The organism is Pseudoalteromonas sp. MM17-2 (genome assembly GCF_022347945.1).
GTDB classification, from domain to species: Bacteria; Pseudomonadota; Gammaproteobacteria; order Enterobacterales; family Alteromonadaceae; genus Pseudoalteromonas; species Pseudoalteromonas ruthenica.
In genome coordinates this window covers 40335-62133 of sequence record NZ_JAKRFV010000003.1, presented here as the reverse complement: position 1 = coordinate 62133, position 21799 = coordinate 40335, and the positions used below count along the sequence as shown (strand labels likewise).

The 21799-nt window shown below is 48.0% G+C and carries 21 protein-coding genes and 3 tRNA genes; 8 read left to right on the top strand and 16 right to left on the bottom strand.

Translation table 11 applies throughout. The features are described 5' to 3' along the window. Window positions 1-60: 60 nt before the first annotated feature. The 7 genes from hflX to MHM93_RS03505 form a co-directional block, all read right to left on the bottom strand. Window positions 61-1344 carry a ribosome rescue GTPase HflX gene (hflX, locus tag MHM93_RS03535; RefSeq protein ID WP_022945615.1) on the bottom strand — a complete coding sequence of 428 codons (1284 nt, stop codon included), beginning with the start codon at window positions 1342-1344 and terminating at the stop codon, window positions 61-63. Between the two features lie 19 nt (window positions 1345-1363). Beyond that, window positions 1364-1624 carry an RNA chaperone Hfq gene (gene hfq / locus MHM93_RS03530; protein ID WP_022945614.1) on the bottom strand — a complete coding sequence of 87 codons (261 nt, stop codon included), beginning with the start codon at window positions 1622-1624 and terminating at the stop codon, window positions 1364-1366. 78 nt (window positions 1625-1702) lie between these two features. Then, window positions 1703-2620 carry a tRNA (adenosine(37)-N6)-dimethylallyltransferase MiaA gene (miaA, locus tag MHM93_RS03525; protein ID WP_082079304.1) on the bottom strand — a complete coding sequence of 306 codons (918 nt, stop codon included), beginning with the start codon at window positions 2618-2620 and terminating at the stop codon, window positions 1703-1705. Between the two features lie 5 nt (window positions 2621-2625). Then, the gene (gene mutL / locus MHM93_RS03520) at window positions 2626-4440 is read right to left on the bottom strand and encodes a DNA mismatch repair endonuclease MutL (RefSeq protein WP_239448075.1); all 1815 of its coding nucleotides are present in this window, start codon (window positions 4438-4440) and stop codon (window positions 2626-2628) included. A 9-nt stretch (window positions 4441-4449) separates the two neighbouring features. Further along, window positions 4450-5790, bottom strand: coding sequence for an N-acetylmuramoyl-L-alanine amidase (locus MHM93_RS03515; protein ID WP_239448073.1), 1341 nt, complete (start codon window positions 5788-5790; stop codon window positions 4450-4452). Beyond that, a complete protein-coding gene (tsaE, locus tag MHM93_RS03510; RefSeq protein ID WP_239448071.1) occupies window positions 5783-6253 on the bottom strand; it encodes a tRNA (adenosine(37)-N6)-threonylcarbamoyltransferase complex ATPase subunit type 1 TsaE in 471 nt (156 codons plus the stop codon). Before tsaE ends, MHM93_RS03515 begins: the two co-directional genes overlap by 8 nt. Window positions 6254-6259: 6 nt before the next feature. Beyond that, entirely contained in the window at window positions 6260-7747 is a 1488-nt protein-coding gene (locus tag MHM93_RS03505; RefSeq protein ID WP_239448069.1) for an NAD(P)H-hydrate dehydratase, read from the bottom strand. Window positions 7748-7758: 11 nt separating this feature from the next. Between MHM93_RS03505 and queG the strand changes: the two genes are divergently transcribed. Then, on the top strand, window positions 7759-8928 hold the full coding sequence (queG, locus tag MHM93_RS03500; protein WP_239448067.1) for a tRNA epoxyqueuosine(34) reductase QueG: 1170 nt from the start codon (window positions 7759-7761) through the stop codon (window positions 8926-8928). 26 nt (window positions 8929-8954) lie between these two features. Here queG and MHM93_RS03495 read toward each other — a convergent pair whose 3' ends face one another. From MHM93_RS03495 to orn, 7 genes are all read right to left on the bottom strand, one after another. Continuing rightward, on the bottom strand, window positions 8955-10079 hold the full coding sequence (locus MHM93_RS03495) for a response regulator (RefSeq protein WP_239448065.1): 1125 nt from the start codon (window positions 10077-10079) through the stop codon (window positions 8955-8957). Window positions 10080-10107: 28 nt separating this feature from the next. Then, complete coding sequence (locus MHM93_RS03490) at window positions 10108-12093, bottom strand: ATP-binding protein (protein ID WP_239448063.1); 1986 nt, start codon at window positions 12091-12093, stop codon at window positions 10108-10110. Window positions 12094-12195: 102 nt separating this feature from the next. Further along, window positions 12196-14307 carry a methyl-accepting chemotaxis protein gene (locus MHM93_RS03485; protein ID WP_239448061.1) on the bottom strand — a complete coding sequence of 704 codons (2112 nt, stop codon included), beginning with the start codon at window positions 14305-14307 and terminating at the stop codon, window positions 12196-12198. 212 nt (window positions 14308-14519) lie between these two features. Then, window positions 14520-14595: transfer RNA gene (locus MHM93_RS03480), tRNA-Gly, on the bottom strand. A 68-nt stretch (window positions 14596-14663) separates the two neighbouring features. Further along, window positions 14664-14739 (bottom strand) — tRNA-Gly (locus MHM93_RS03475). A 68-nt stretch (window positions 14740-14807) separates the two neighbouring features. Continuing rightward, window positions 14808-14883, bottom strand: a tRNA-Gly gene (locus tag MHM93_RS03470). A 131-nt stretch (window positions 14884-15014) separates the two neighbouring features. Further along, the gene (gene orn / locus MHM93_RS03465) at window positions 15015-15560 is read right to left on the bottom strand and encodes an oligoribonuclease (protein WP_053909858.1); all 546 of its coding nucleotides are present in this window, start codon (window positions 15558-15560) and stop codon (window positions 15015-15017) included. Between the two features lie 145 nt (window positions 15561-15705). On the opposite strand from orn, the gene rsgA reads away from it, so the two are divergent. Further along, window positions 15706-16764, top strand: coding sequence for a small ribosomal subunit biogenesis GTPase RsgA (rsgA, locus tag MHM93_RS03460; protein ID WP_138587796.1), 1059 nt, complete (start codon window positions 15706-15708; stop codon window positions 16762-16764). 74 nt (window positions 16765-16838) lie between these two features. Then, window positions 16839-17705, top strand: a complete 867-nt coding sequence (gene asd, locus MHM93_RS03455) for an archaetidylserine decarboxylase (protein WP_045979179.1) — start codon at window positions 16839-16841, stop codon at window positions 17703-17705. Here asd and MHM93_RS03450 read toward each other — a convergent pair. Beyond that, window positions 17694-18182 carry a GNAT family N-acetyltransferase gene (locus MHM93_RS03450; protein WP_239448059.1) on the bottom strand — a complete coding sequence of 163 codons (489 nt, stop codon included), beginning with the start codon at window positions 18180-18182 and terminating at the stop codon, window positions 17694-17696. The two genes, asd and MHM93_RS03450, sit on opposite strands and share 12 nt — an antisense overlap. 78 nt (window positions 18183-18260) lie before the next feature. Here MHM93_RS03450 and MHM93_RS03445 point away from each other — a divergent pair, with 78 nt between their 5' ends. The 5 genes from MHM93_RS03445 to MHM93_RS03425 all read left to right on the top strand — a co-directional run bounded on the left by MHM93_RS03445 (window position 18261) and on the right by MHM93_RS03425 (window position 20891). Next, on the top strand, window positions 18261-18800 hold the full coding sequence (locus tag MHM93_RS03445; protein ID WP_022945600.1) for a glutathione peroxidase: 540 nt from the start codon (window positions 18261-18263) through the stop codon (window positions 18798-18800). A 105-nt stretch (window positions 18801-18905) separates the two neighbouring features. After that, window positions 18906-19187, top strand: a complete 282-nt coding sequence (locus MHM93_RS03440) for a peptidylprolyl isomerase (RefSeq protein ID WP_022945599.1) — start codon at window positions 18906-18908, stop codon at window positions 19185-19187. 88 nt (window positions 19188-19275) lie between these two features. After that, a complete protein-coding gene (locus MHM93_RS03435; RefSeq protein ID WP_239448057.1) occupies window positions 19276-19857 on the top strand; it encodes a glutathione S-transferase family protein in 582 nt (193 codons plus the stop codon). Further along, window positions 19857-20213 carry a DUF2750 domain-containing protein gene (locus MHM93_RS03430; protein ID WP_239448055.1) on the top strand — a complete coding sequence of 119 codons (357 nt, stop codon included), beginning with the start codon at window positions 19857-19859 and terminating at the stop codon, window positions 20211-20213. Before MHM93_RS03435 ends, MHM93_RS03430 begins: the two co-directional genes overlap by 1 nt. Window positions 20214-20216: 3 nt before the next feature. Next, complete coding sequence (locus MHM93_RS03425) at window positions 20217-20891, top strand: hypothetical protein (RefSeq protein WP_235419505.1); 675 nt, start codon at window positions 20217-20219, stop codon at window positions 20889-20891. On the opposite strand, the gene MHM93_RS03420 is transcribed toward MHM93_RS03425, so the two are convergent. Next, a complete protein-coding gene (locus MHM93_RS03420; RefSeq protein ID WP_239448053.1) occupies window positions 20888-21772 on the bottom strand; it encodes a hypothetical protein in 885 nt (294 codons plus the stop codon). The genes MHM93_RS03425 and MHM93_RS03420 overlap by 4 nt on opposite strands. Window positions 21773-21799: the final 27 nt, after the last annotated feature.

Sequence of the window (21799 nt, the reverse complement as noted above, 5' to 3'; positions counted from 1 at the left end):
ATGCCCCCAAGTTGACGCAAGAAAATCATGGTTGACGCTACTTTAGCGCATTTTCATGCACTACGTAAGGTAGCCATCAATTTGTTCACCAATTTCCTTTTTCAATTTATTCCATTCACTCATTGGTACGTTTACGCTAAGCAGCCAGTTTCCTTGCTCATCGAAGTCCTCTGAGCTAATGCTATTGAGGTTGTATAACGCGCCGCGAAGCCGCCCTTGTGAAGGGGGCACACGCAAGTCGGCATTAAGCATTTGCTTCGCGAGTAACTCACTAATAGCCTGCTTCAGTAGCTCCATTCCTTGACCTTGCTGCGCCGATAGCCAAACTCGCATCGGTTTGCCTTCATCATCGCGGTCAATGCGCGCCTCAACGTCTTCAAGCTGGTCAATCTTATTGTAGATGAGTAGCTGCGGTATTTCGTTCGCCTCAATCTCTTCTAGTACTTCTTGTACCTGCTCTATATTCTCTTTACGACGCGAGTCTGCTGCATCGATTACATGGAGCTGTAAATCGGCTTCACGGGTCTCGGTCAGTGTCGCTTTAAAGGCCGCGACTAAGTCATGCGGTAAGTGGCGGATAAAACCTACGGTATCGGCCAAAATAACGCTGCCAATATCTGGTACTTCAAGCTTTCTAAGTGTTGGGTCTAAGGTCGCGAACAGTTGATCCGCAGCATATACCTCAGACTCGGTAATGCGATTGAACAACGTTGATTTCCCAGCGTTGGTGTAGCCAACCAGAGAGACACTCGGGATTTCGTTGCGGTTACGTGCACGACGCCCCTGCTCGCGCTGTTTAGCGACCTTATCTAAACGCTTTAAAATACTTTTAATGCGCCCTCGTAACAGTCGTCTATCGGTCTCGAGTTGCGTCTCACCGGGGCCGCGTAAGCCAATACCGCCCTTTTGTCTTTCTAAGTGCGTCCACCCACGTATTAAACGGGTGGAGATGTGCCGTAGCTGCGCCAATTCAACTTGTAATTTACCCTCGTGGGTACGGGCGCGTTGAGCAAAAATATCAAGGATAAGTGCAGTTCTGTCGAGCACACGACATTGACACAACTTTTCCAAGTTGCGCTCTTGTGATGGGCTTAATTCGTGGTTGAATATAATGACATCTGCGTTGTGGGATTTGACAATCTCAGCTATCTCTTCTGCCTTCCCCGTGCCGACGAAAAGCTTCGGGTGCGGTGCCTGGCGACTGCCTTGCACAACCGCCAGACTGCTAACACCTGCAGAAGATACCAACATTTCCAACTCATGAAGATCTTCTCTATCGCCTTCATGGGGAAATTCGATGTGAACTAAGACTGCCTGTTCGCCGGCTTCATAACGGTCAAACAAGCATTATGCTCCTACTGATTTAATAATTCCCTTCTTCTGACTCCGGTGCGTCGAGTCCTTGCGCACCATGAAAATTCACTGCTCGGGCTGGCACAACAGTGGAAATTGCGTGCTTATACACCATCTGATTTACAGTGTTCTCTAACAAAATGACAAATTGGTCGAAAGACTGAATCTTGCCTTGCAGTTTTATGCCGTTAACTAAAAAAATTGAAACAGGAATACGCTCACGACGTAGCGCATTCAAAAATGGGTCTTGTAACGATTGGCCTTTTGCCATTGTTATTTTCCTTCGTTTTAGGTGTTATTATGTATCTAGTTCAGGACTGACTCTAAAGAAAAAAACGTCCCAATAATACTAGCTTAGCGAACTTACTATACGTTGCAAGTTTTCTTGGTCCCCGCTTTCAAGCCACGTTAGGTTCTGCCAACCTCGAAGCCAGGTTAACTGCCTTTTCGCCAACTGACGCGTAGCAGCTACTCCACGAAAAACCATTTCATCATAATCAATTTCACCCGCGATGTAATCCCACATTTGTCTATACCCTACGCAACGAATAGAAGGCAGATCCGGGTGCAAATCCTTCCTGTTATATAGGGACAAAACTTCGTTTTCAAACCCCTGCTCGAGCATTATTTGGAATCTTTTCTCTATACGCTGGTGCAAAACGCGACGATCGCTTGGCGCAATAGCAAATTGATGAACTGGAAACCCTAAGGATTGCGCCTTCGTTTGCTGCAGTTCAGTCATACTCTTACCACTGATACGGTATACCTCTAGGGCGCGATTAATTCGCTGTGAATCATTGGCGTTAATTTTCGCCGCCGCCTGCGGGTCCACCTGCTGTAACTGCTGATGTAACGCCGGCCATCCATGCTCTTTTGCTTCGGCTTCTAGGGCAGCTCGAATGTCTGCATCAGCTTCAGGTAGTGGCGACAGCCCCTCGAGCAAGCCTTTGAAATACATCATAGTACCACCGACTAACAAGGGTACTTTGCCTTGATTATGTAGCTGTTCGATGTGCGCTAGAGCGTCGCGGCGAAAGTCAGCCATGGAGTAGCTCTGTGCCGGGTCAACAATGTCAATAAGTCGATGGGGTGCCAACGCACGTTCTTGCGCATCAGGTTTGGCGGTGCCGATGTCCATCCCTTTATACACCAAGGCGGAATCGACGCTGATCACTTCGGTATCGAAGTGTTGGCATAAATCAATGGCTAAGGCGGTTTTTCCTGAGGCGGTAGGCCCCATTAAACAGATAACGGGCAATGAACTCACAAGGCTTAAACACTTAATTGACTGACGTATTGGGATAGCTCTATTTTAACGGCTTTTTGCTGTAATTGCTGAACAATTTCTGGAGTATTCTGTAACTGTGTCTGCCAAGTTGCAAAGTCATTACCATTGAAATAATTGCTCGGCGTAGATGCCGCAAGCCACGTGAGAAAATCCTGCTGTGAACTCTCAGCCGTCAACTGCGCGCTGAGTATCTGCTCAATTACTCGCTTGGCATCGCTGGCATATAAGCTGCTGGGTAGACGCTTAACCATGGCAAATTGTTTTTCAAGCTGGATATCGAACCCTAACACCGAGAGCCAGGATTGCAGTCCTTGCAAACACGCCAACTCCTTATCTTGCAAGGCCACACGCACAGGTAACAACAATGCGCGACTACTTAGCTGCGCTTCAGCTTCGAGTTGCTGCTGCCAAGCCAGCGGTAACACCTGACGCCAGTGGCTAAGGTGTAACTGCCCTTGCACACTCACTGCACAGTGGCCATCCGTTAAGGGCAGGAGTGACACACTCTCAGCGGCTACATGCACCGCAGGGGCTGACTCTGCCACATGATTAAACTCATGAGCCTGTACTTCACTGATCCCTTGATAAAACTGATTCGCTTGAGCAATACGTTGGGCATCAACAGGGTGCGCTCGCGTGCTCGCTGGCGCTGAATCTCGATAGCTTGAACCAGAGCGACTGGCCGTTCCCATAAACTGCCCCGATTGCTGATTATCAGGACTAGGACGCAATTGCGATTTGGGGTAAGCAGGACTGTCACTGTGAGCAGCAGTTGCGGGTGGTATCGAGGGTTGCGGTATTAGCGTTTGCTCACTGGCCACCAGCTGTTGCACCGCCTGTAAAATAAAGTCATGGACTAATCGCGCCTGATGGAAGCGCACCTCATGCTTGGCCGGGTGCACGTTAACATCAACCTGGCGGGGGTCGACTTCTAGGTAAAGTACAAATGCCGGTACTTGCGCTTGTTGGGTATGTTCTTCAAAGGCTTGACGAATAGCGTGTAAAATCAATTTGTCGCGCATCATGCGGCCATTAACATAGGTATACTGCGGCTCTGTTTGCGTGTGCTGAGGCATAATCCAGCCATGCAAATACAGCCCTTGGTCACCACTTTGTAAATGCATTCCCTGGCTGGCAAAGCCTTTGCCTGCGACCTGAGCAATACGCTTTAATGCACCCGCGTCGTCCGCCGACACTGGTCGATATTGGCGCACTACTTTAGCGTTGTGGGTTAAGGTAATGGCAATATCGAAGCGGCTTAAGGCAATGCGCTTTAGCAGCTCATCAATATGGTTGAACTCAGTTTTTTCGGTTCGTAAGAATTTGCGCCGTGCGGGGGTATTAAAAAATAAGTCTTTAACTTCAATGGTGGTGCCATCAGGATGCGCTGTTGGCTGCACCTGCACGGCCATATCGCGTCCCTCAGCAAAGGCTTGCCAAGCTTCATTTTGCTGGGCAGGCTTGGACTTTAACGTTAGTCGCGATACCGAGCTTATGGAGGCGAGTGCCTCGCCACGAAAGCCTAAGGAGTTAATACATTCTAAATCATCCAGTGTTTTTAATTTACTGGTAGCATGGCGTGAAAGCGCGAGGGTGAGCTCATCTTTGACTATACCCGAACCATTGTCGGTAATGCGGATCAGTTTATGGCCGCCGCGTTCAATATCAACGCGAATACGTGTCGCTCCCGCATCTAAGCTGTTTTCAACCAACTCTTTCACGACAGAAGCGGGACGCTCAACTACTTCACCAGCAGCGATTTGGTTAGCTAATCGCGCCGGTAATATCGCTATACTCATATACGCTCGTTAGGTATTAGGAATGGTTAACACTTGGCCAATGTAGACTGTGTCTGTTTTTAGCTTATTGACGCGTTTAATAGCCCCGACAGAGACGCCATAACGACTGGCCACGACACTTAACGACTCACCGCGACGAATCTTATGTCGTGTTGGGTTTTGTGCCTTAATCGTTGCAAAGAGCGAGTCATCAGGGGGGTTATTACGGTAATAACCACGAATTGATCTGAACACCGCCTTAGCTAGTTTTTCTTGGTGCGCCGCCGTTTTCAGCAACCGCTCTTCTTGAGGGTTGGATATAAACCCCGTTTCCACCAAGATAGAGGGAATATCTGGCGATTTCAGCACTGCTAAACTCGCCGCTTGCGGATAGCGTTTATGCATTTTCGCCACTTTTCGTAATTCTTTGATGGCCTCTTCAGCCACTTTAAAGCCGGTTTTCATGGAGTGATCCATGGACATGTCGAGTAGCGTCTGCGCTAAATATTTTTCGCTGGCCGTGTCGCGAATGGCATCCGCAGCCCCCCCAAGTAATTCAGAGTGTTTTTCCCTATCCTCAATCCATTTACCTATTTCTGAATTAGCCCGGCGCAGAGACAACACCCACACCGACGCTCCTCGCGGCTGTGGGCTGGTAAAGGCATCAGCGTGAATTGACACTAAAAAGTCAGCTTTGCGTTTGCGTGCTTTGGTGCTGCGGTTATTGAGTTTGACGTAATAATCTCCGCTGCGCACCATGTAAGCTTGCATGCCCCGTTCGGCATTAATCAATCGCTCTAAGCGTTTAGCTACTTGCAAAGTGATGTCTTTCTCATAGGTGCCGCTTGGGCCAATAGAGCCGGGGTCTTCACCGCCGTGACCCGCATCGATCGCGATAACAATGTCACGATTGGTTTCTAATACTCTATTTTTTGGTATGTTTTGGGCTTGTTGACCGTCACTTTTATCGTAAAGGTCAATGACTAATCGGTCTTTATACGGCCCAGTAGGAGCCAAAGAAAAAATGACCGGCTTAGTGGCTTTGAGTAACTCAAACACTACTCGAGTAGAACCCGACTTTTTCGGCGTGCTAGGACGGATTTTATCAACAATTTGGTGCTTCTTTTCAATTGCCGGGTAATCTTTACGGTGCGCAGTATTATTGATATCAACGACTAGGCGTAATGGATTCTTCAGCATGAAATAGCTGAAGTCTGGCTTTTCTTGCATATCAAACACCACCCGCGTGCTATCGGGTGATGGCCATACACGCACGTTTTCTATGGTGTTTTTAGCTGCCGCCACTGTTGCCCATACGAGCAATATGGCGCACAAGGTTGCCTTGCTTGCGGTTATGATTATTTTAAGCATTGCCTTTTAACTTTGTTACTACATCAGCGCCACGCTCAGATTTTGCGTCGATACTGATCTCACGCGCTTCCCCTGTATACTCTAGCGTGATTTCTAAATCAGCGCGAGGAATTACCCCCTCACCTTTACTAGGCCACTCCAAAATACACACCGCGCGGTTATCTAAATAATCCCGAATGCCCATGAATTCGAGCTCTTCTGGGTCAGCTAATCGATATAAATCAAAATGATATACTTTGACCTGCGCTAGCTCATAAGGTTCAACTAAGGTATAAGTTGGACTCTTAACCTTACCTTTATGACCCAGCCCTTGCACGATTCCACGAGTGAGCGTGGTTTTCCCCGCCCCTAAGTCACCGTACATATAGATCACCGCACCGTCAGCGATAAGTGGAGCTAGTTGCGCCCCGAATGCGACGGTTGCTTGCTCATCCGCTAAATATTGGTCAAATCGCATGGTCATTATTGCTTACCCTATTAAAGCTCGTACTACTGGAAATAAATCACTGGCGAGCAACCCTTTGCTGCCCTCACTGCTTGCTTGCTGGGCTGCTAAGCCGTGTGCATAAGCTCCCACACAGGCACTGTCATGTGGGCTAACGCCCTGCGCTAGCAACGCGCCAATTATACCAGATAATACATCACCCATGCCGCCACTCGCTAGTGCGTTACTGCCACTGCTGTTAATTGTTAATTTATCAGCGCTACAAATGAGTGTACCCGGACCTTTCAACAGCACTGTTGCTTGGTATGAACGCGCCAACTCCTGCACCTTGGCAAAGCGATTGGCTTCCACCTCAGTAACGGAGCTTTGCAATAATCGCGCAGCCTCTTTGGGGTGCGGCGTCAAAACACAATCAGTGAGTCGCTGTGGATGCTGTGCCAATAGGTTTAATGCATCCGCATCCAGCACTTTTAATCGTTTGTGTTCATAGCCAAGAACCGTGCTGAGCATCTGTTGCGCCCACTGACATTGCCCTAATCCAGGCCCAATAACGACGACGTTGGCTTTTTCCAATAGTGCTGTGAGTTGCTGAACAGTTGCTACCCCGTGAACCATAAGCTCATAGCAACCTTGGCTTATGGTTTGCACATTATCTGGATGGGTCGCCACACTCACCAAACCGGCCCCTGTTCGTAGTGCCGCTTCACTGGCTAATCGCGCTGCGCCCGCCATCCCTAGCCCCCCTGCGACAACTAAGACATGACCGGCATTATTCTTGTGATCGCCTTGGTCTCGAACTGGCCGCTTGCGCATCATCGATGCATGATCATTCAAGCAAGCCACTGCGCTACATTGGCGATAAAAAGCTTGCTCTATAGCCAATGGCGCAAACCATAAGTGACCACATTGAGTTTTAGCACGACCGCTCAATAGACCCTGCTTTAGGGCAATAAACGTCAGTGTATGGTGGGCATTAAAGGCATTATTATGTACCTGCGCACTGTGGGCATCGACCCCGCTGGGGACGTCAATGGCGATACGCATCACCTTAGCGGCATTTACTTTTGCCAATACATCAGCAATAGGTTCCGGCAAAGCACGATTAAGGCCAATGCCAAAGATAGCATCCACCACTATATGATAATGATGTAGATTTGGGTCCTGAACACACTCCCCACCGCTTTGTTTAAAGCGCTCATACATGGTTGCGGCATCTCCCTTTAAAGTATGCACAGCGACCAGCGGCCATACCTTAACATCATACCCTTGTTGGTGTAATTCAGTGGCGACCACAAAGCCATCACCGGCGTTGTTACCGCCTCCACTAAGCACAATAACGCGTTTTTTTTCGTCGTAGTATTGTTGTATCCAATGAGCCACGGTGCTACCCGCTCGGTGCATTAGCTCCTGCATACTCACTCCGCTGTGCTTGGCAGCGGCACCTTCATATTGCTGCAATTGTTGGGGAGTAAATACCAGCTGTGGTAAATTAGTACTGTAATGACTATCCATGGTTTTCACTTTTGCCGAATAACACCATTAATTATCCTGAACTAGCACAGCAAATTAAGCAATGGGCGAGCGAGCTTGGCTTTGCCGATGCGGCTATTTGTGACATAGATCTCAGTGCTCATGAAGCACAATTACAACGTTGGCTTGAGCTTGGCTATCATGGCGAAATGAACTTTATGGCCGAGCATGGCACCAAGCGCTCCCGGCCAGACGAACTGGTACCGGGTACCCAGCGTGTCATTGCGTTAAAGATGCACTATTTACCCCCGGACGCGGGCTTTGCCCGCACCCTGAAAAATCCTCAGTTAGCCTATATCAGCCGTTATGCTCTGGGCCGCGATTATCACAAGCTGATGCGTAACCGTATAAAAAAGCTCGGCCAGCGTATTGCGCAAGTTGCTGAAGGTTTGGGGTTTCGCCCTTTTGTTGACTCCGCGCCGGTGCTAGAGCGCCAGCTTGCGGCTAAGGCTGGCTTAGGCTTTACCGGAAAGCATAGCTTATTGATAGACAAACAAGCAGGGTCATGGTTTTTCCTCGGGGAGCTGTTTGTGGATATTCCGCTGCCAGTTGATGACCCTGACATCCGACAAGCCACCCAAGGAGAGTGCGGCAGTTGCGTCGCGTGCATGACCATGTGCCCCACAGGGGCTATCGTTGAGCCCTATGTGATTGATGCGCGAAAATGTATTTCCTATTTAACCATTGAGCTTAAAGGCGCTATTCCTGAGCAATACCGAACAGCGATGGGCAATCGTATTTATGGCTGTGACGACTGCCAGTTAATTTGCCCGTGGAACCGTTATGGCGAGATCACCGCAGAGTCTGACTTCCATGCTCGCGCCCAGCTTAAAGATCAGCCACTATTGACGCTATTTAGCTGGGATGAAGAGACGTTTTTAACTAATACCGAAGGCAGCCCCATCCGTCGTATTGGCCACCAACGCTGGCTTCGTAATATTGCCATTGCCTTGGGTAACGCGCCCTACGATAGCGCTATTGTAGAGGCGTTAATGGCTAGGTTGAAAGGGGCTAGTGACTTGGTTGCAGAGCATATTCATTGGGCACTCACGCAGCAACAACAAAAGCGTGAGGCACTGAGCGTGACAGTCACGGCACATACAAAGAAAACTCACCGATTGATCCGCGCCGTACAAAAAGGGCTTCCCAGAGACGCAGAGTAATCTCAGAGCGCTCTCTTTTTACCACGTTAGTTGAGCAATTTAGCGAGATCTTGCTCAATGCGAGAAAATGCCGCCTGCAAGTTCTCCACCGACTCCTCTCGGGCCACCGAGCGTTGGATAGTGTCGTCTACCTTTTGGTAGATAAAAGCTTCTTGATCATCGTCTAAGCCCATAGTGGGAATACGCTCCTCAAGCTCCTCTTGTAACGCGCGAAATACTTTTTCATTATCGCTGCGCGTTTGATTCACCGCACTGATGAGCTCACGGAATTGTGCTTCAATACGCGATACCGCCTCCCCCAACTGCGCTTGGCGCGTTTGCAGCGCTTGTTTGGTCATAATGGCGGTGAGTTGCTGCTCGGTCACGCTGACTAAAAAGCATACATGATCGCGAATACGGCCATGCTTCTCGGGTTCTTTCTCTGGCATATTCAGGATCAGTAAGCTCACTTTCTCGTAGTTAACCAACAATCGCTGCGAGAACTCGTGTAAACGCCCCCGGGTTTTTAGCATATCGAAAAGCTCAACGACAATGGGGGAGCACCCTCCACTTAATGAGAAGTGCTGTACGCCGTCATCCAATCGCAACTCAGCATTACTTTGTAAGCCAAAACGGTTTAAACAGCTGAGCAGTTCTTTGCCTAACTCTTGGGGCTCCCAAATTTGCCCAATACGCTCAACAAAGTTGACGATTTCGCCCATTTCGCTGCTATTTGCCATAGCGTTAAAAGCGGTAGATGTGGCATCGTCAACTTGCTTTTGTAAGTCTTCTTGCTCGTCAAGATACCCTTTGAGCTTCATCAACTTTGATTTGAGTTCATCGTGACTGAAAGGTTTAACAATGTAGTCTTCTGCGCCTACAGCGTAACCCTCCATGCGCTCTTCTACCGTGCCCCGCGCAGATACAAACATGACCACAATATCTTCGGTTTCTGGGTTCGCTTTAAGTTGGCGACAGACATCATAACCGTTCATATCTGGCATGCTGACATCAAGCAAAATAATATCCGGCTTAAACTCCCCCACCACCGCGAGGCAAGCTGGCCCACTGTCTACCATTTTCAGCTCAAACCCCTGATCATCGAGAATTTCTTCAATGATTTCTAGATTATATTCTTCGTCATCTACTGCTAATACCCGTTGCACTGTCATCGTATTGACCTTCCCTTATTCAAGCTTGTTATTCTGCCGGCTTATGCGGCGGCGCCTGAGTTTCTTGTGCTTGCTGAACTTTTGGCAAGCTTATTTCTATAATAGTGCCTCCTTTAGGATTTTGCTTAGCATGAATGCGGCCATGATGCAGCGCCACAAACTCTCGGCATATCGCCAATCCTAAACCTGTTCCCCCGGCCCCTCGATTGGTTTGGCTACTTTGGGAGAATTTATCAAAGACATGTTCTAGCTCGTTTTCTGGGATACCTACTCCATGATCAACCACTTGAATTCCCAAGTTGTCACCACCCTCATGTAAGTAAATGTCTATTTCACTTCCTTCGGTGCTAAATTTAAGCGCATTTCCTAATAGATTAGTTATTACTTGAGTTATTTGCGCACCATCGCACTCAATGTGACTATTCACACTGTTATCATGGAGTTTTATATTGATGTGTTTTTCCATCGCCGTGCCAGACACATCGGTAATGCTCGATTCAATCAACTTACAAACGTCAGCTCGGCTCGGGCAAAAAGGAAATTTGCCAACGTCTAATTTCGACAAATCAAGTAAGTTATTAAGTAATGACAGTAAGCGCTCGCCGCTAGTATGAATACGGTTGAGATACTTGCTTAACTTATCAATAGGTGTTTCACCATTGCTCAACTTGTCGAGCCCGAATCGCGAAAAGCTGAGTATAGAATGCATCGGGGTGCGCAGTTCGTGGGACATATTGGCCAGGAACTCTGATTTACTGCGGCTTGCGGCTTCCGCCTGGTCCTTAGCTAACTCCAGCTCCCGAGTGCGCTCCTTGACGCGGATTTCGAGCTCATCTCGCGCCTCTTCAAGTAACACTTGACGTTCTTTTAGATTAGTCACATTTTTAAAGATGACGGCGTAGGCAATCGCACCGTGATAGTCAATTTCACTGAAGGAGCCGACCATAGGGATCAGCCCGCGCTTCGAGGTTTGCACTTCAAGCTCACAGCTATGCTGGTTTAAGCTAGATTTCGAACGCATAGTTTGCAGTAAGGTTTGCTCTGAGCTTGGGCTCAAAAATTGAAACAGGGTGTGCTTTGCGAGCTCAGTTTGATTTAGGTTCAGTAACCTCGCCGCTGCATCATTGGCGTCAATCAGGCTGCCATCGCGGGCAAACAAAATCACTGCGTCAGGGGTGTTTTTGAATACTACGCGTAACAAACTGTCTTTTTCAATGAGCGCATCAACGGTGTCTTGTAACCGCTCAAGTAGCTGCGCGTTGTTACGTTTGAGGAGCTCTGTCTGCCATGCTTTGTGCACCGATTTAAGGACAATACTTTGATCCGCTGGCAGCTCAATGACATCATCCACACCGCTGCGGATCACCTCCAGTAAATTTGCTTTATCTCCTTGGTTTATAAGCAAGATACAACGGCAATGTGATTGTATCCTTTTAACCTGTAAATACACATCACTGCCACTCCCCCCTTGCACTTGGTAATGACAGAGCAAAATATCAATATGTGTTCCGTTGGCAATTTCCAACGCCTGAGTAAGAGAGTGTGCACCGAGTACGCTAATGTGCGCGCCTGTCAGCCACTGCTGGATATGTGCCTGGCTATCTTGTGGACTCACATGAAGCACTTGCGGCAAGGCTATCGACTGCGGTCCGTCAATCTCTAAAATGCTTTCTAATAGCGCACTGATTTCTTTGTTTTCATAAAAAGGATAAATAACCTGAGCTTCAATAAACAGCTTATTGAGCTCGGCGAAGCTTGCAAATACTTCCCCTTGTTCAGCCTTGGGCGCCAATAACGCGACATTACAGGTGCTGAGGGCTTGTTTGAGCTCACAAGCGAGCGCCATGGGAATGCCATGGGCAAGGATATACATATCATAGTCATTGGGCTCCATGGCCTCTAAATTAGCAAAGTGCAGCAGCTCGACCTCACAATCGAGCAGCTCCAGCAGTACTTTAATGCGCATAGCAAGCACTGTTGTTGCATCTATGATCAATATCCGTCGCTTCACCATGCTTTCACCAAGCCCTCTATCCTAGTTTTAAACGTAGACGTACTTTTGCCTAGTTGGCAACTTTATATTCAACTTAAGCCATTGAGCCTAAAGAGGAAACGCTTAGGTTTTCAAACGACTCAGTTGCGCATCTTGCTCTTCAACCAAGGCAATGAGCTCTTTCGATCCCGACCCTGTTTGCTGGGCCAAGTCGGCCAAGTGCGAGGCAGCATCGGAAATGAGCGTTAAATTGCGATTGATTTCTTCAGTGACCGAGCTTTGCTCCTCAGCAGCTGTGGCTATGTGAGTCACTTGATTGGTAATTTCATTCACTTTTTCTACCACTTCATGAAGCGCATCAAACGCGGATGAAGTTTGCGATACAGCGGTATCGGCGCGTGAGACACCCTGCTCTATGATGGTTGATGCACTGCCCACTTCTTGTTGCAAGCGGGTAATAAGCTCACTGATGTCGTCTGTGGAAGCACGTGTTTTCGACGCCAGTGCACGAACTTCGTCAGCCACCACAGCAAAGCCTCGTCCTTGTTCACCTGCTCGAGCCGCTTCGATAGCAGCATTCAGTGCAAGCAGATTCGTTTGCTCGGCAATGGTGCGGATCACATCGAGTATCTGGTTAATGTCATTACTGCGTGAAGCAACCTTACCCACCGCCACATTGGCATCATTGATCTCCGTAGACATGGTTTGTACTTGGTCAACAGCTTGCGACAAACTGTGCTCACTGGCTTGCACCAATTTATTAATTTCTTCCGTTTGCTGTGCTGATTGCTCTGAGGCGCGGGCCACTTCCAACGCCGTGGAGCTCATTTCGTTCATTGCCGTCACTACACTCTCAATTTCAGCAAACTGTTTCTCTACATTTTCTTGGGTTTGTGTGGCCACTTGCGAGGCACTGTCGGCTTGCTCCATGGTTTGTGATGAGAGTTGCTTAAGCTGAGAGATAAGAATACGTAATTTGTCGATAAAGGCATTAAAACCGCTCCCCAAAGCGATAAGTTCGGCGTGCGTATCAACATTCAGCGACTGTGTTAAATCTCCCTCGGCGCTGGCCAAGTTTTCCATACGCATACGAATGGTATCAATAGGGCCTACAATGGTTCGGGTAAGCCAGTACATCATAGTCGCAGCGCCTGCGAGTACCGCAATGGCAACGATAATAAGTACTGACTTCAGCGCATCAGCGTTATCTTCCAAGTTTTGCTGTAACTCCTGAGCGCCCGCCATGGCCAGTGACTCAGGTACTTCAACAACCAAACGCCAAGTAGAGTCGGCTAGTTTTACATCCAGTGGGTAATTAACAACGAATGCGTCACCCACCAGCTCAACGCTTGCTGTACTGTTCTTTATTGCCGCCATAAGTGGTTTATCCACCACCTCAGCAAATGGTTTTCCTAACTGCTCGGTGTAATGGCTACTGCCCACCACCAATCCCATTGAGCTTATTAAAGAGACTTTGCTCTGGCCTTGATAGAGGTTCGCCGAGAGCTGCTCAGTAATTTTCTGAAAAATAGGTAGGTTTAAATCGACTCCGGCTACGCCTAAAAAACGCCCTTGATGAACGATGGGAGCGGTCAGCGAGGTCATCATCTCGGAATACCCTGGCGAAATCTCATAAAGATAGGGCTCCATTAAACAAGGTTTGAGTGTATCTTTCGCACACAGATACCACTCGGCTTCTCGCAACCCCATATCATTGATAGTACCGACATGTTTTTCGCTCGCATCTTCCACAACTTGCTGCTCAATTGAACCACTTTGGCTACGAGTCATATAGATTTCCAAGGAGCCATGACCAGGTACAGAATGTTGGTGGCCGCTGATAAACTGGTTGTCTAAACCGTCATAGGCATTATCTTCAAACTGCGTGTAAACGGAAGATACCAGCTCATTTTGCGCCAATATCGCACGATCTATTCGCTCCACTTCATCCCTGTCCAGTGGTTGGCTTTTTGTACGACCAAGAATCCCAGCTAAGGTATAAGGAATTCGATAAGCTTCATTGATAAAACCAAGGATTTTCTCACCATCTAAGCCGGCCTTAGCCAACAGCTTATCCTCAACCTCTTGGCGCACAAGTACCCTGGATTCACTGGAAACGGCGCTATTACTTTGCTCCAATTGCCACCATAAAATACCAATAAGCAGCAATACAGTGACCAATAAGGCACCACAGCTAGCAAGTAAGAGTTTTTTAGCAAGGGACTGATTTCGCATTACTTCTTTACCTTTTGAACGAACCTGAGATAAAGCTTAGTCGAGCCAGCGAGAATAGGAAACCGCTATCACGAGGTGATGCACAAAAGAGCACCAAAATACATGCAGTCATAGCCACTGCGGTTTAATACATCAACAATGCCAGCTTGGCTGCATGCTTTATACGCGATACATATGGGAATAAAAATGGGTTTTGAGTGTGTTCAGTGAATTGGAGCGGCACACGAGGTTCGAACTCGTGACCTCAACCTTGGCAAGGTTGCGCTCTACCAGCTGAGCTAGTGCCGCTTCATAGTTTGCTCGGGGTTGCGCAGCTGAGCTTGGGCTGCAAACTGTTAGTAACAACAGTAAAAGTTTGGAGCGGCACACGAGGTTCGAACTCGTGACCTCAACCTTGGCAAGGTTGCGCTCTACCAGCTGAGCTAGTGCCGCTTCATTATTTGCTCTGGATTGTACAGCTGAGCTTGGGCTGCAAACTGTTAGCAACAACAGTAAAAGTTTGGAGCGGCACACGAGGTTCGAACTCGTGACCTCAACCTTGGCAAGGTTGCGCTCTACCAGCTGAGCTAGTGCCGCTTCATATGCAACAGCGAGACTGCTACACAGCGCTTAGTTTAAGCACACCGACTAGTGCGGGGTGTTCGTCTTAAGCGGGGCAGGATTTTACAAGAATACCTTGTCTTTGCAAGCCCTTTTTTGCTGTTTTTTTAAATTTTGAACACTTCTGTACGATAAACCTGCAATTCCATAATTGAGTCTTTGATATCGTCCAATGCTAAGTGCGAGCCCTTTTTCTCAACTTTATCCAATACCTCAGGCTGCCAACGTCGGGCCAACTCTTTAATGGTACTGACATCGATGTTGCGGTAATGGAAGAAATTATCGAGCTCAGGCATGTAACGCACTAGAAAGCGACGGTCTTGACCAATGGAGTTCCCACATAAAGGCGATGCGCCTGCGGGGACCCACTGCTCTAAAAACGCCAAAGTCTCAGCCATGGCTTGATGCTCGCTAACCTCGCTTTGTTGGCAGCGTTTAGTCAATCCCGATTTACCATGTTGGTTAGTACACCACGCGTCCATACTGTTGAGTAACTCGTCGCTTTGGTGAATAGCAATCACTGGGCCCTGAGCGAGGATGTTTAACTCGCTGTCGGTAACAATGGTGGCAATTTCCATAATGCGGTCGTGATCGGGGTTCAAGCCGGTCATTTCCAAGTCTAACCAGACCAGGTTTGTTTTGCTTACAGCCATAGTCGTGCGCCCTGCTTCTCTTTCGGTTTGCTGCGATTAGTTATATCATATTAGCTTCATACGCAGACCTAAAGCCTTTTTTACACCGTCCTTATTTACTGCAAATAAGGCAGTGCCAAAGATGGGCATGAACGAAAGAGATTCCGTGGCCAAAAAACAGAAATTGTCGAAAGGGCAAGCGCGACGTATACGCGCTAATCACCAGAAACGCTTACAGCGGGTAAAGTCCGATGCCAGCAAGGCGGCTGAGCTGGAACTTGATAGCCAGAATTTAGGCGCGGCTGAACCGGCTCTCGTTGTCAGCCGCTTCGGTCAGCATGCCGATGTGGAAACAGCGGATGCCGAAGTATTACGCTGTAATATTCGCCGCACGATATCCAGCTTGGTCTGTGGTGACAAAGTGATGTTCCGCCGCGCAAAAGTCAGTGAAGGCGATATCGCCGGAGTGGTTGAGTTAGTAGAAGAGCGCCATTCGCAACTAACCCGCCCTGATTTTTACGATGGTGTCAAAGTGGTGGCTGCAAATGTCGATCAAATTCTGATGGTCTCTGCGGTGGTGCCGGAATTTAGCACACAAATAATCGACCGTTATATCGTTGCGTGTGAGGACATGGGTATTCCGCCTGTGCTGCTTTTGAATAAAGTGGACTTACTCGATGATGAAGACCGTGAGCTATTTGCCGATTACCTCGCTGAGTACGCTCATTTAGGCTATCAGGTGATGATGGTCAGTAGCGAAAGCGGTGAAGGCATGGATACACTAAAGGCAATGTTGGCGGATAACAACAGCATCTTTGTTGGCCAAAGTGGGGTCGGCAAATCAAGCTTAGTCAATGCCTTGTTGCCTGATGCCGATATCCTTACCAAGACCGTATCGAGCAATAGCGGGTTAGGTCAACACACCACAACCGTGTCTCGTTTACATCACCTCCCCAGCGGCGGCAATTTAATCGACTCCCCAGGGATCCGCGAATTTGGCCTTTGGCATTTAGAGCCCGAGCGCGTCGCTTGGTGCTTTAAAGAGTTTCGTCAATATTTAGGCGGCTGTAAGTTCCGTGATTGTAAACATTTAGATGATCCGGGCTGTCTACTGCGAGAGGCTGTAGAACAAGGCGAAATTGCCGACTTTCGCTTTGAGAACTATCACCGCATAATAGAATCAATGGCCGATGGCCGTGCTGGCGCTCGTAATCCACGAGTGTAGCACCCAAAGGCCGGTAACTGGCCTTTACTCTTTGGTTTCGTTACCATTTAACAAATTACAGTGGAATCTACTCAGTGAATTTAGACAAAGTAAAAATCGCTTTTCAATATGCGCTACCAAAACACGGCGTATCACGCTTAGTTGGTAAATTAGCAGCAGCAAAGGCGGGCAAGCTTACCACCTCGCTCATTAAGCTTTTTATCAAGCAATATAAAATTGATATGAGCGAAGCGCAGCATGAGGATCCAAGTCACTACCAGAGCTTTAATGAGTTTTTCACTCGCCCACTCAAAGCCGGTATCCGCCCGCTTTGCGAAGACGACAATATTATCGCTCACCCAGTTGATGGGGCCATTAGCCAACTTGGTGATATTAATGAGGGTCAATTACTGCAAGCCAAAGGCCATCATTATAGTGTTCAGACTTTACTTGGCGGCAACCAAGCCGATGCAGAGCCCTTCTTAGGCGGTAAGTTCGCCACCATTTACCTTGCACCGAAAGATTACCACCGTATTCACATGCCAGTAGACGGCACGTTAAAACGGATGATCTATGTACCTGGCGATTTATTCTCTGTAAACCCATTAACGGCGCAAAACGTGCCTAACTTATTTGCTCGCAACGAGCGCGTGGTGGCGATATTTGATACAGACATTGGCCCGCTCGCGATGGTGCTGGTAGGCGCCACCATTGTTGCCAGCATCGAAACTGTTTGGGCTGGGACAGTCACGCCACCAGCAGGTAAAGATGTATTCAGCTGGGATTACCCAAGCGAAGGAAACCGCGCAGTGAAGCTGAAAAAAGGTGAGGAAATGGGGCGCTTCAAGCTTGGCTCCACTGTCATTCTAGCGTGGGGTGCTAACCAGGCTGACTTTCTTGACGATCAAGTTCCCGAGGCCACCACGCGCATGGGCACAGCGTTTGCGAAACTACGTGACTAGCGACTTACCAAGGATGGTCAAGCTGTATAATTGACCATCCATTCTCGCTACATCTGGCAGTTGCCCCCACACCGAAAATCCCGCCGAGGTGAAAAGCCCGATACTGGGTTTATTATGACTAAATATAAAAGCTAAGAGGTTCTCAATTGCCAGTGTATGGGCATGAGCTTCAACGAAGTTAAGCGCTTTTCGCCCCAACCCCTGCCCTCTTACCGATTCACATAAATAAATGGCAACCTCTACGGTGCCGTCGTAAGCGGGACGGCCATAAAAAGATTTGAAACTCAACCAACCCACAACTCGCTCATCTTGTTTGTAAACGAAAATGGGCCGCTCAGGCGTATGACCTAGAAACCACGAGCGACGCTCCTCAACAGTGACCGGCTCAGTGTCTGCGGTCACCATGCGACTGGCGATAGTCTGGTTATAAATATCTACGATACGAGGCAAATCACTTAATTCAGCGGCTTCAAACATAAATAATGGTTGCTAAAAATGATCATTTACATTGATAGTATCGTACTCTGCGAGACAAACAATGAAAAGGCGACGGTCATGATCCGATTCACTCTCAGCACCCTAAGCGCTGCGTTATTACTGCTTAGCTCTACAGTCCAAGCCAGCGAATGTGGCGATTTCACCGATGTTGAAGTGCGCAAGCTACGCTCAGAGCAAAGCATAAACCTTTGCCAATTTAAAGATAAGCCTTTGCTTATTGTTAATACGGCCAGCAACTGTGGTTTTACACCGCAGTTCAAAGAGCTTGAGCAGCTGCATCAAAAGTACAAAGATCAAGGCTTGGTGGTGTTAGGGTTTCCATCTGACGATTTTTTCCAAGAGGAAGATGACGAAAAAGACACTGCTGAAGTGTGCTACATCAATTATGGTGTAACCTTCACTATGCTCGCACCCACGCCGGTGAGGGGCGACGATGCTCATCCGGTTTTTCAATTTTTGAACGAGCAAACCAGCTCTCCAAATTGGAATTTTTACAAGTACTTAGTGTCAAAGGATAGACAACAGGTGCAACGCTTTAACAGCCGCACAAAACCAATGTCAGAAACGCTTACCCAAGCTGTTGAGCAAGCGCTATAATGACAAATCATTATGTTTGTCTAAACTTAATGGCAGTAAAAAAGGTCCGGCTCACCCACAGCGAAGGGCCTAACAGAATCATGATATTAACAAATGGAGTAACTTATGGCTTTGGCAAGTGCGCGTCATATATTGGTGGATAACGAGGCCCTGTGCCTGGATTTAAAAGATAAGATTGAACAGGGAGAGGATTTCGCAGAACTGGCAAAACAACACTCCATGTGTCCGAGTTCACAAGACGGCGGAGCGCTTGGAGAGTTTGGCCCAGGCATGATGGTACCAGAGTTTGACAAAGTGGTGTTTTCAGCCCCATTAAACCAAGTACAAGGTCCAGTACAAACGCAGTTTGGTTATCATTTACTCGAAGTGACCAGCCGCAGCGATTAAGCTCGCCAAATTTCTATTGCATTGCTTGTAAAGCCTGCTATTTTGGAGCTCAGTTATTGAGATTGTTGCTCACAAGGCAGGTTTTACAATGCAATTGTATGGCTCTGATACCTCCCCCTACGTACGCCGCCTGCGTATTTGGTGCGCCCAGCACACACTTGATGTTCCTTACCAACATATAGATATTTTCTCCCCCGCAGGGCGAGAACTGCTATTACAACACACGCCGGTAGCGAAAATTCCAGTACTGGTCGACGGGCAGCAGAGTATATATGACTCCACTGTAATTTTTGAATACTTAAGCCAAGCCCATCAGCTCAAACCATTGCATTGGGATGAGCGTAACCAACTAACAACTATCAACGCGGCTAACGATTCCGGTGTTGAGCTGCTTTTGTGCCAGCGTTCAGGATTTGACACCACACAAGATACGTTATTTTTTAACCTCCAACATCAGCGCATTAGCCAATGTTTAGGGGTGTTAGAAGAATTACTTAGCAGTGGTAAAATAAAGCATGCTTATGTACTAACCAGCCTATTTTGCCTGTTAGATTGGTTGGCGTTTCGTCAACTCACCGATTTCAGCGTTTATTCGCAATTACATGCGTTTTGGCAACAGTACAGCCGTGAACAACTGGCCCAACAAACCGACCCAAGAAAGGCCGAATAATGAATAATAGCAACGATATAGAAATAGAATCACAACTTGATAGCTTTTGTGAGCAGGTCCGTAAGCAGCAAACATTATGGCTATTGAGCGCCCCTGACGGGGGTGTAGCCAGTGTGACCTCGGCATACGATGATAGCAAAGATGTGCTGCTACTGTGGCACAGCGAAGCGCTGGCACAGCAACAATGCGTCAATGAGTGGCAAGACTACACAGCCATTGATATATCGCTTAGTGAGTATCTTGATGAATTAGCTCCCGCTTTGCATGATGATGGCGTGTGGGTAGGTGTTAATTGGGCTGAAGGTGCTTGCAGTGAGTTAAGTGCCCAATCATTAGTGAATGCACTGACCGACTAAGCTGTGAAAACCCATCTAGGACGGCGGCCATTTTCTGCTATGGAATTACACACCCTGTTTTCAGGGTATGTGTACGGCGACGAAAAACAACCACGCGAGCAAGCCAAGCATTGGCATTTCTGGCTGCCTCTACTGGCCTATTATACCGGCGGCTTTAGTGATGAACTTGGCAGCCTCACTTTGGAAGATGTGCATTTAGGCACTGGCACCGCTTACTTGCATGTGCATACTCATGGCAAAATCAAAGCGCGTAAAATCCCCATCCATCCACACTTATTCTCCTGTGGATTACATGAATATGTACAATGGTTGAAAGATCATGGACATCAGCGTTTACTGTTTGATTTACCTGCAAAATCTGGTCGTTACAGTGAAAAAGCACGAATTTGGTTTTCCGGCGAGGGAGAGCGCGCTGGCTACCTCCAGAAATGTGCTCTGCCTACCGTGGATCAGCACGGCCATAAAACCGCTTTGAGTAGTTTACGTCTAAACTTCGAGCAGCAGGTCCGTATTAGTGCAATGCAGTTAGGCAGTAAAGCTGGGTTTTGTTATCTGCTCGGCCTCAAAGAATACCCACAACGAGAGTTCGCCGATATGCGCTTATTGCAAAAGATAGTCCGAGGGGTGCGCGTTGTGAATGCCCACACCCACTGGCAACGCTTTTGCAATCGTCATTAACTCTCTTTAGCTTTGGCATTACATACCCATGCCAAGGTCTTCTCTGTAGCTAGGTAGCTCACGCGTGTAATGGTGCCTTGGCAATGAGTGCTTAAGTCATGCCATAGCTGCGCTGGCTGAGCATTACCTAACTGTTTCTTATATAATCGATTTTGATTTGCATAAATCACCGTCTGCGCGTCAAACCAGGTGTAATCTTGGACACCTTGTGGCAGGCGAAAGGCTTTGCTCGATACATCATCATCAACTGCATAGGTGGCGAACCAACTCTGCCCTTGTTCCTCAAAGGTGTAAGTGTAAACCCGCAGTGCCGAGTTATAGCTCAGTGTGCGACCAGGGTTATCAACGATGTGTTTGCCCTTTTTGGGGTCTTTAAGTGGCAGATAATGAATGCTATGTGGCTCACCTAAGGCAAAGACCAACACACCTTGCGGCCCCCAAGCGTGATAACCTATGGTCATGCCGTTGTCGAAAATTCGCTGTGGCGCCGTGCCATCTAACGGATAACGCCATAACTTTTGTGCTGCATTCGGTTCGACTACCACGGCAGAGATTGCATCGCCATCAAGCATCATCGTTGGTGAATACTCACTACGATCTTTGCTTTGTGTAACGTTCACTCGGTTGTTGGTGGCAAAGTCGTAAAAGAAGATATCTGTTTGTGATTGCTGTGCTTGAGTCACCGCTTGGGTGTAATACACCCCCTTGGCGGTAAGCCAAGGTTGACTACTGTACCCTGCTTTATCACTGATGGCGGAAACATCAATACCTTGCGAGTGCTCTCGCAAAAGCAATACTTGGCTATCTAACGCCCAAGCTGGCGCCGAGGCAGTGGCGATAAGAGCGGCACTACCAAGCAGTAGATTTTTGAATTTACGCATAATTTTTTATTGTTATTGGCAATCTCC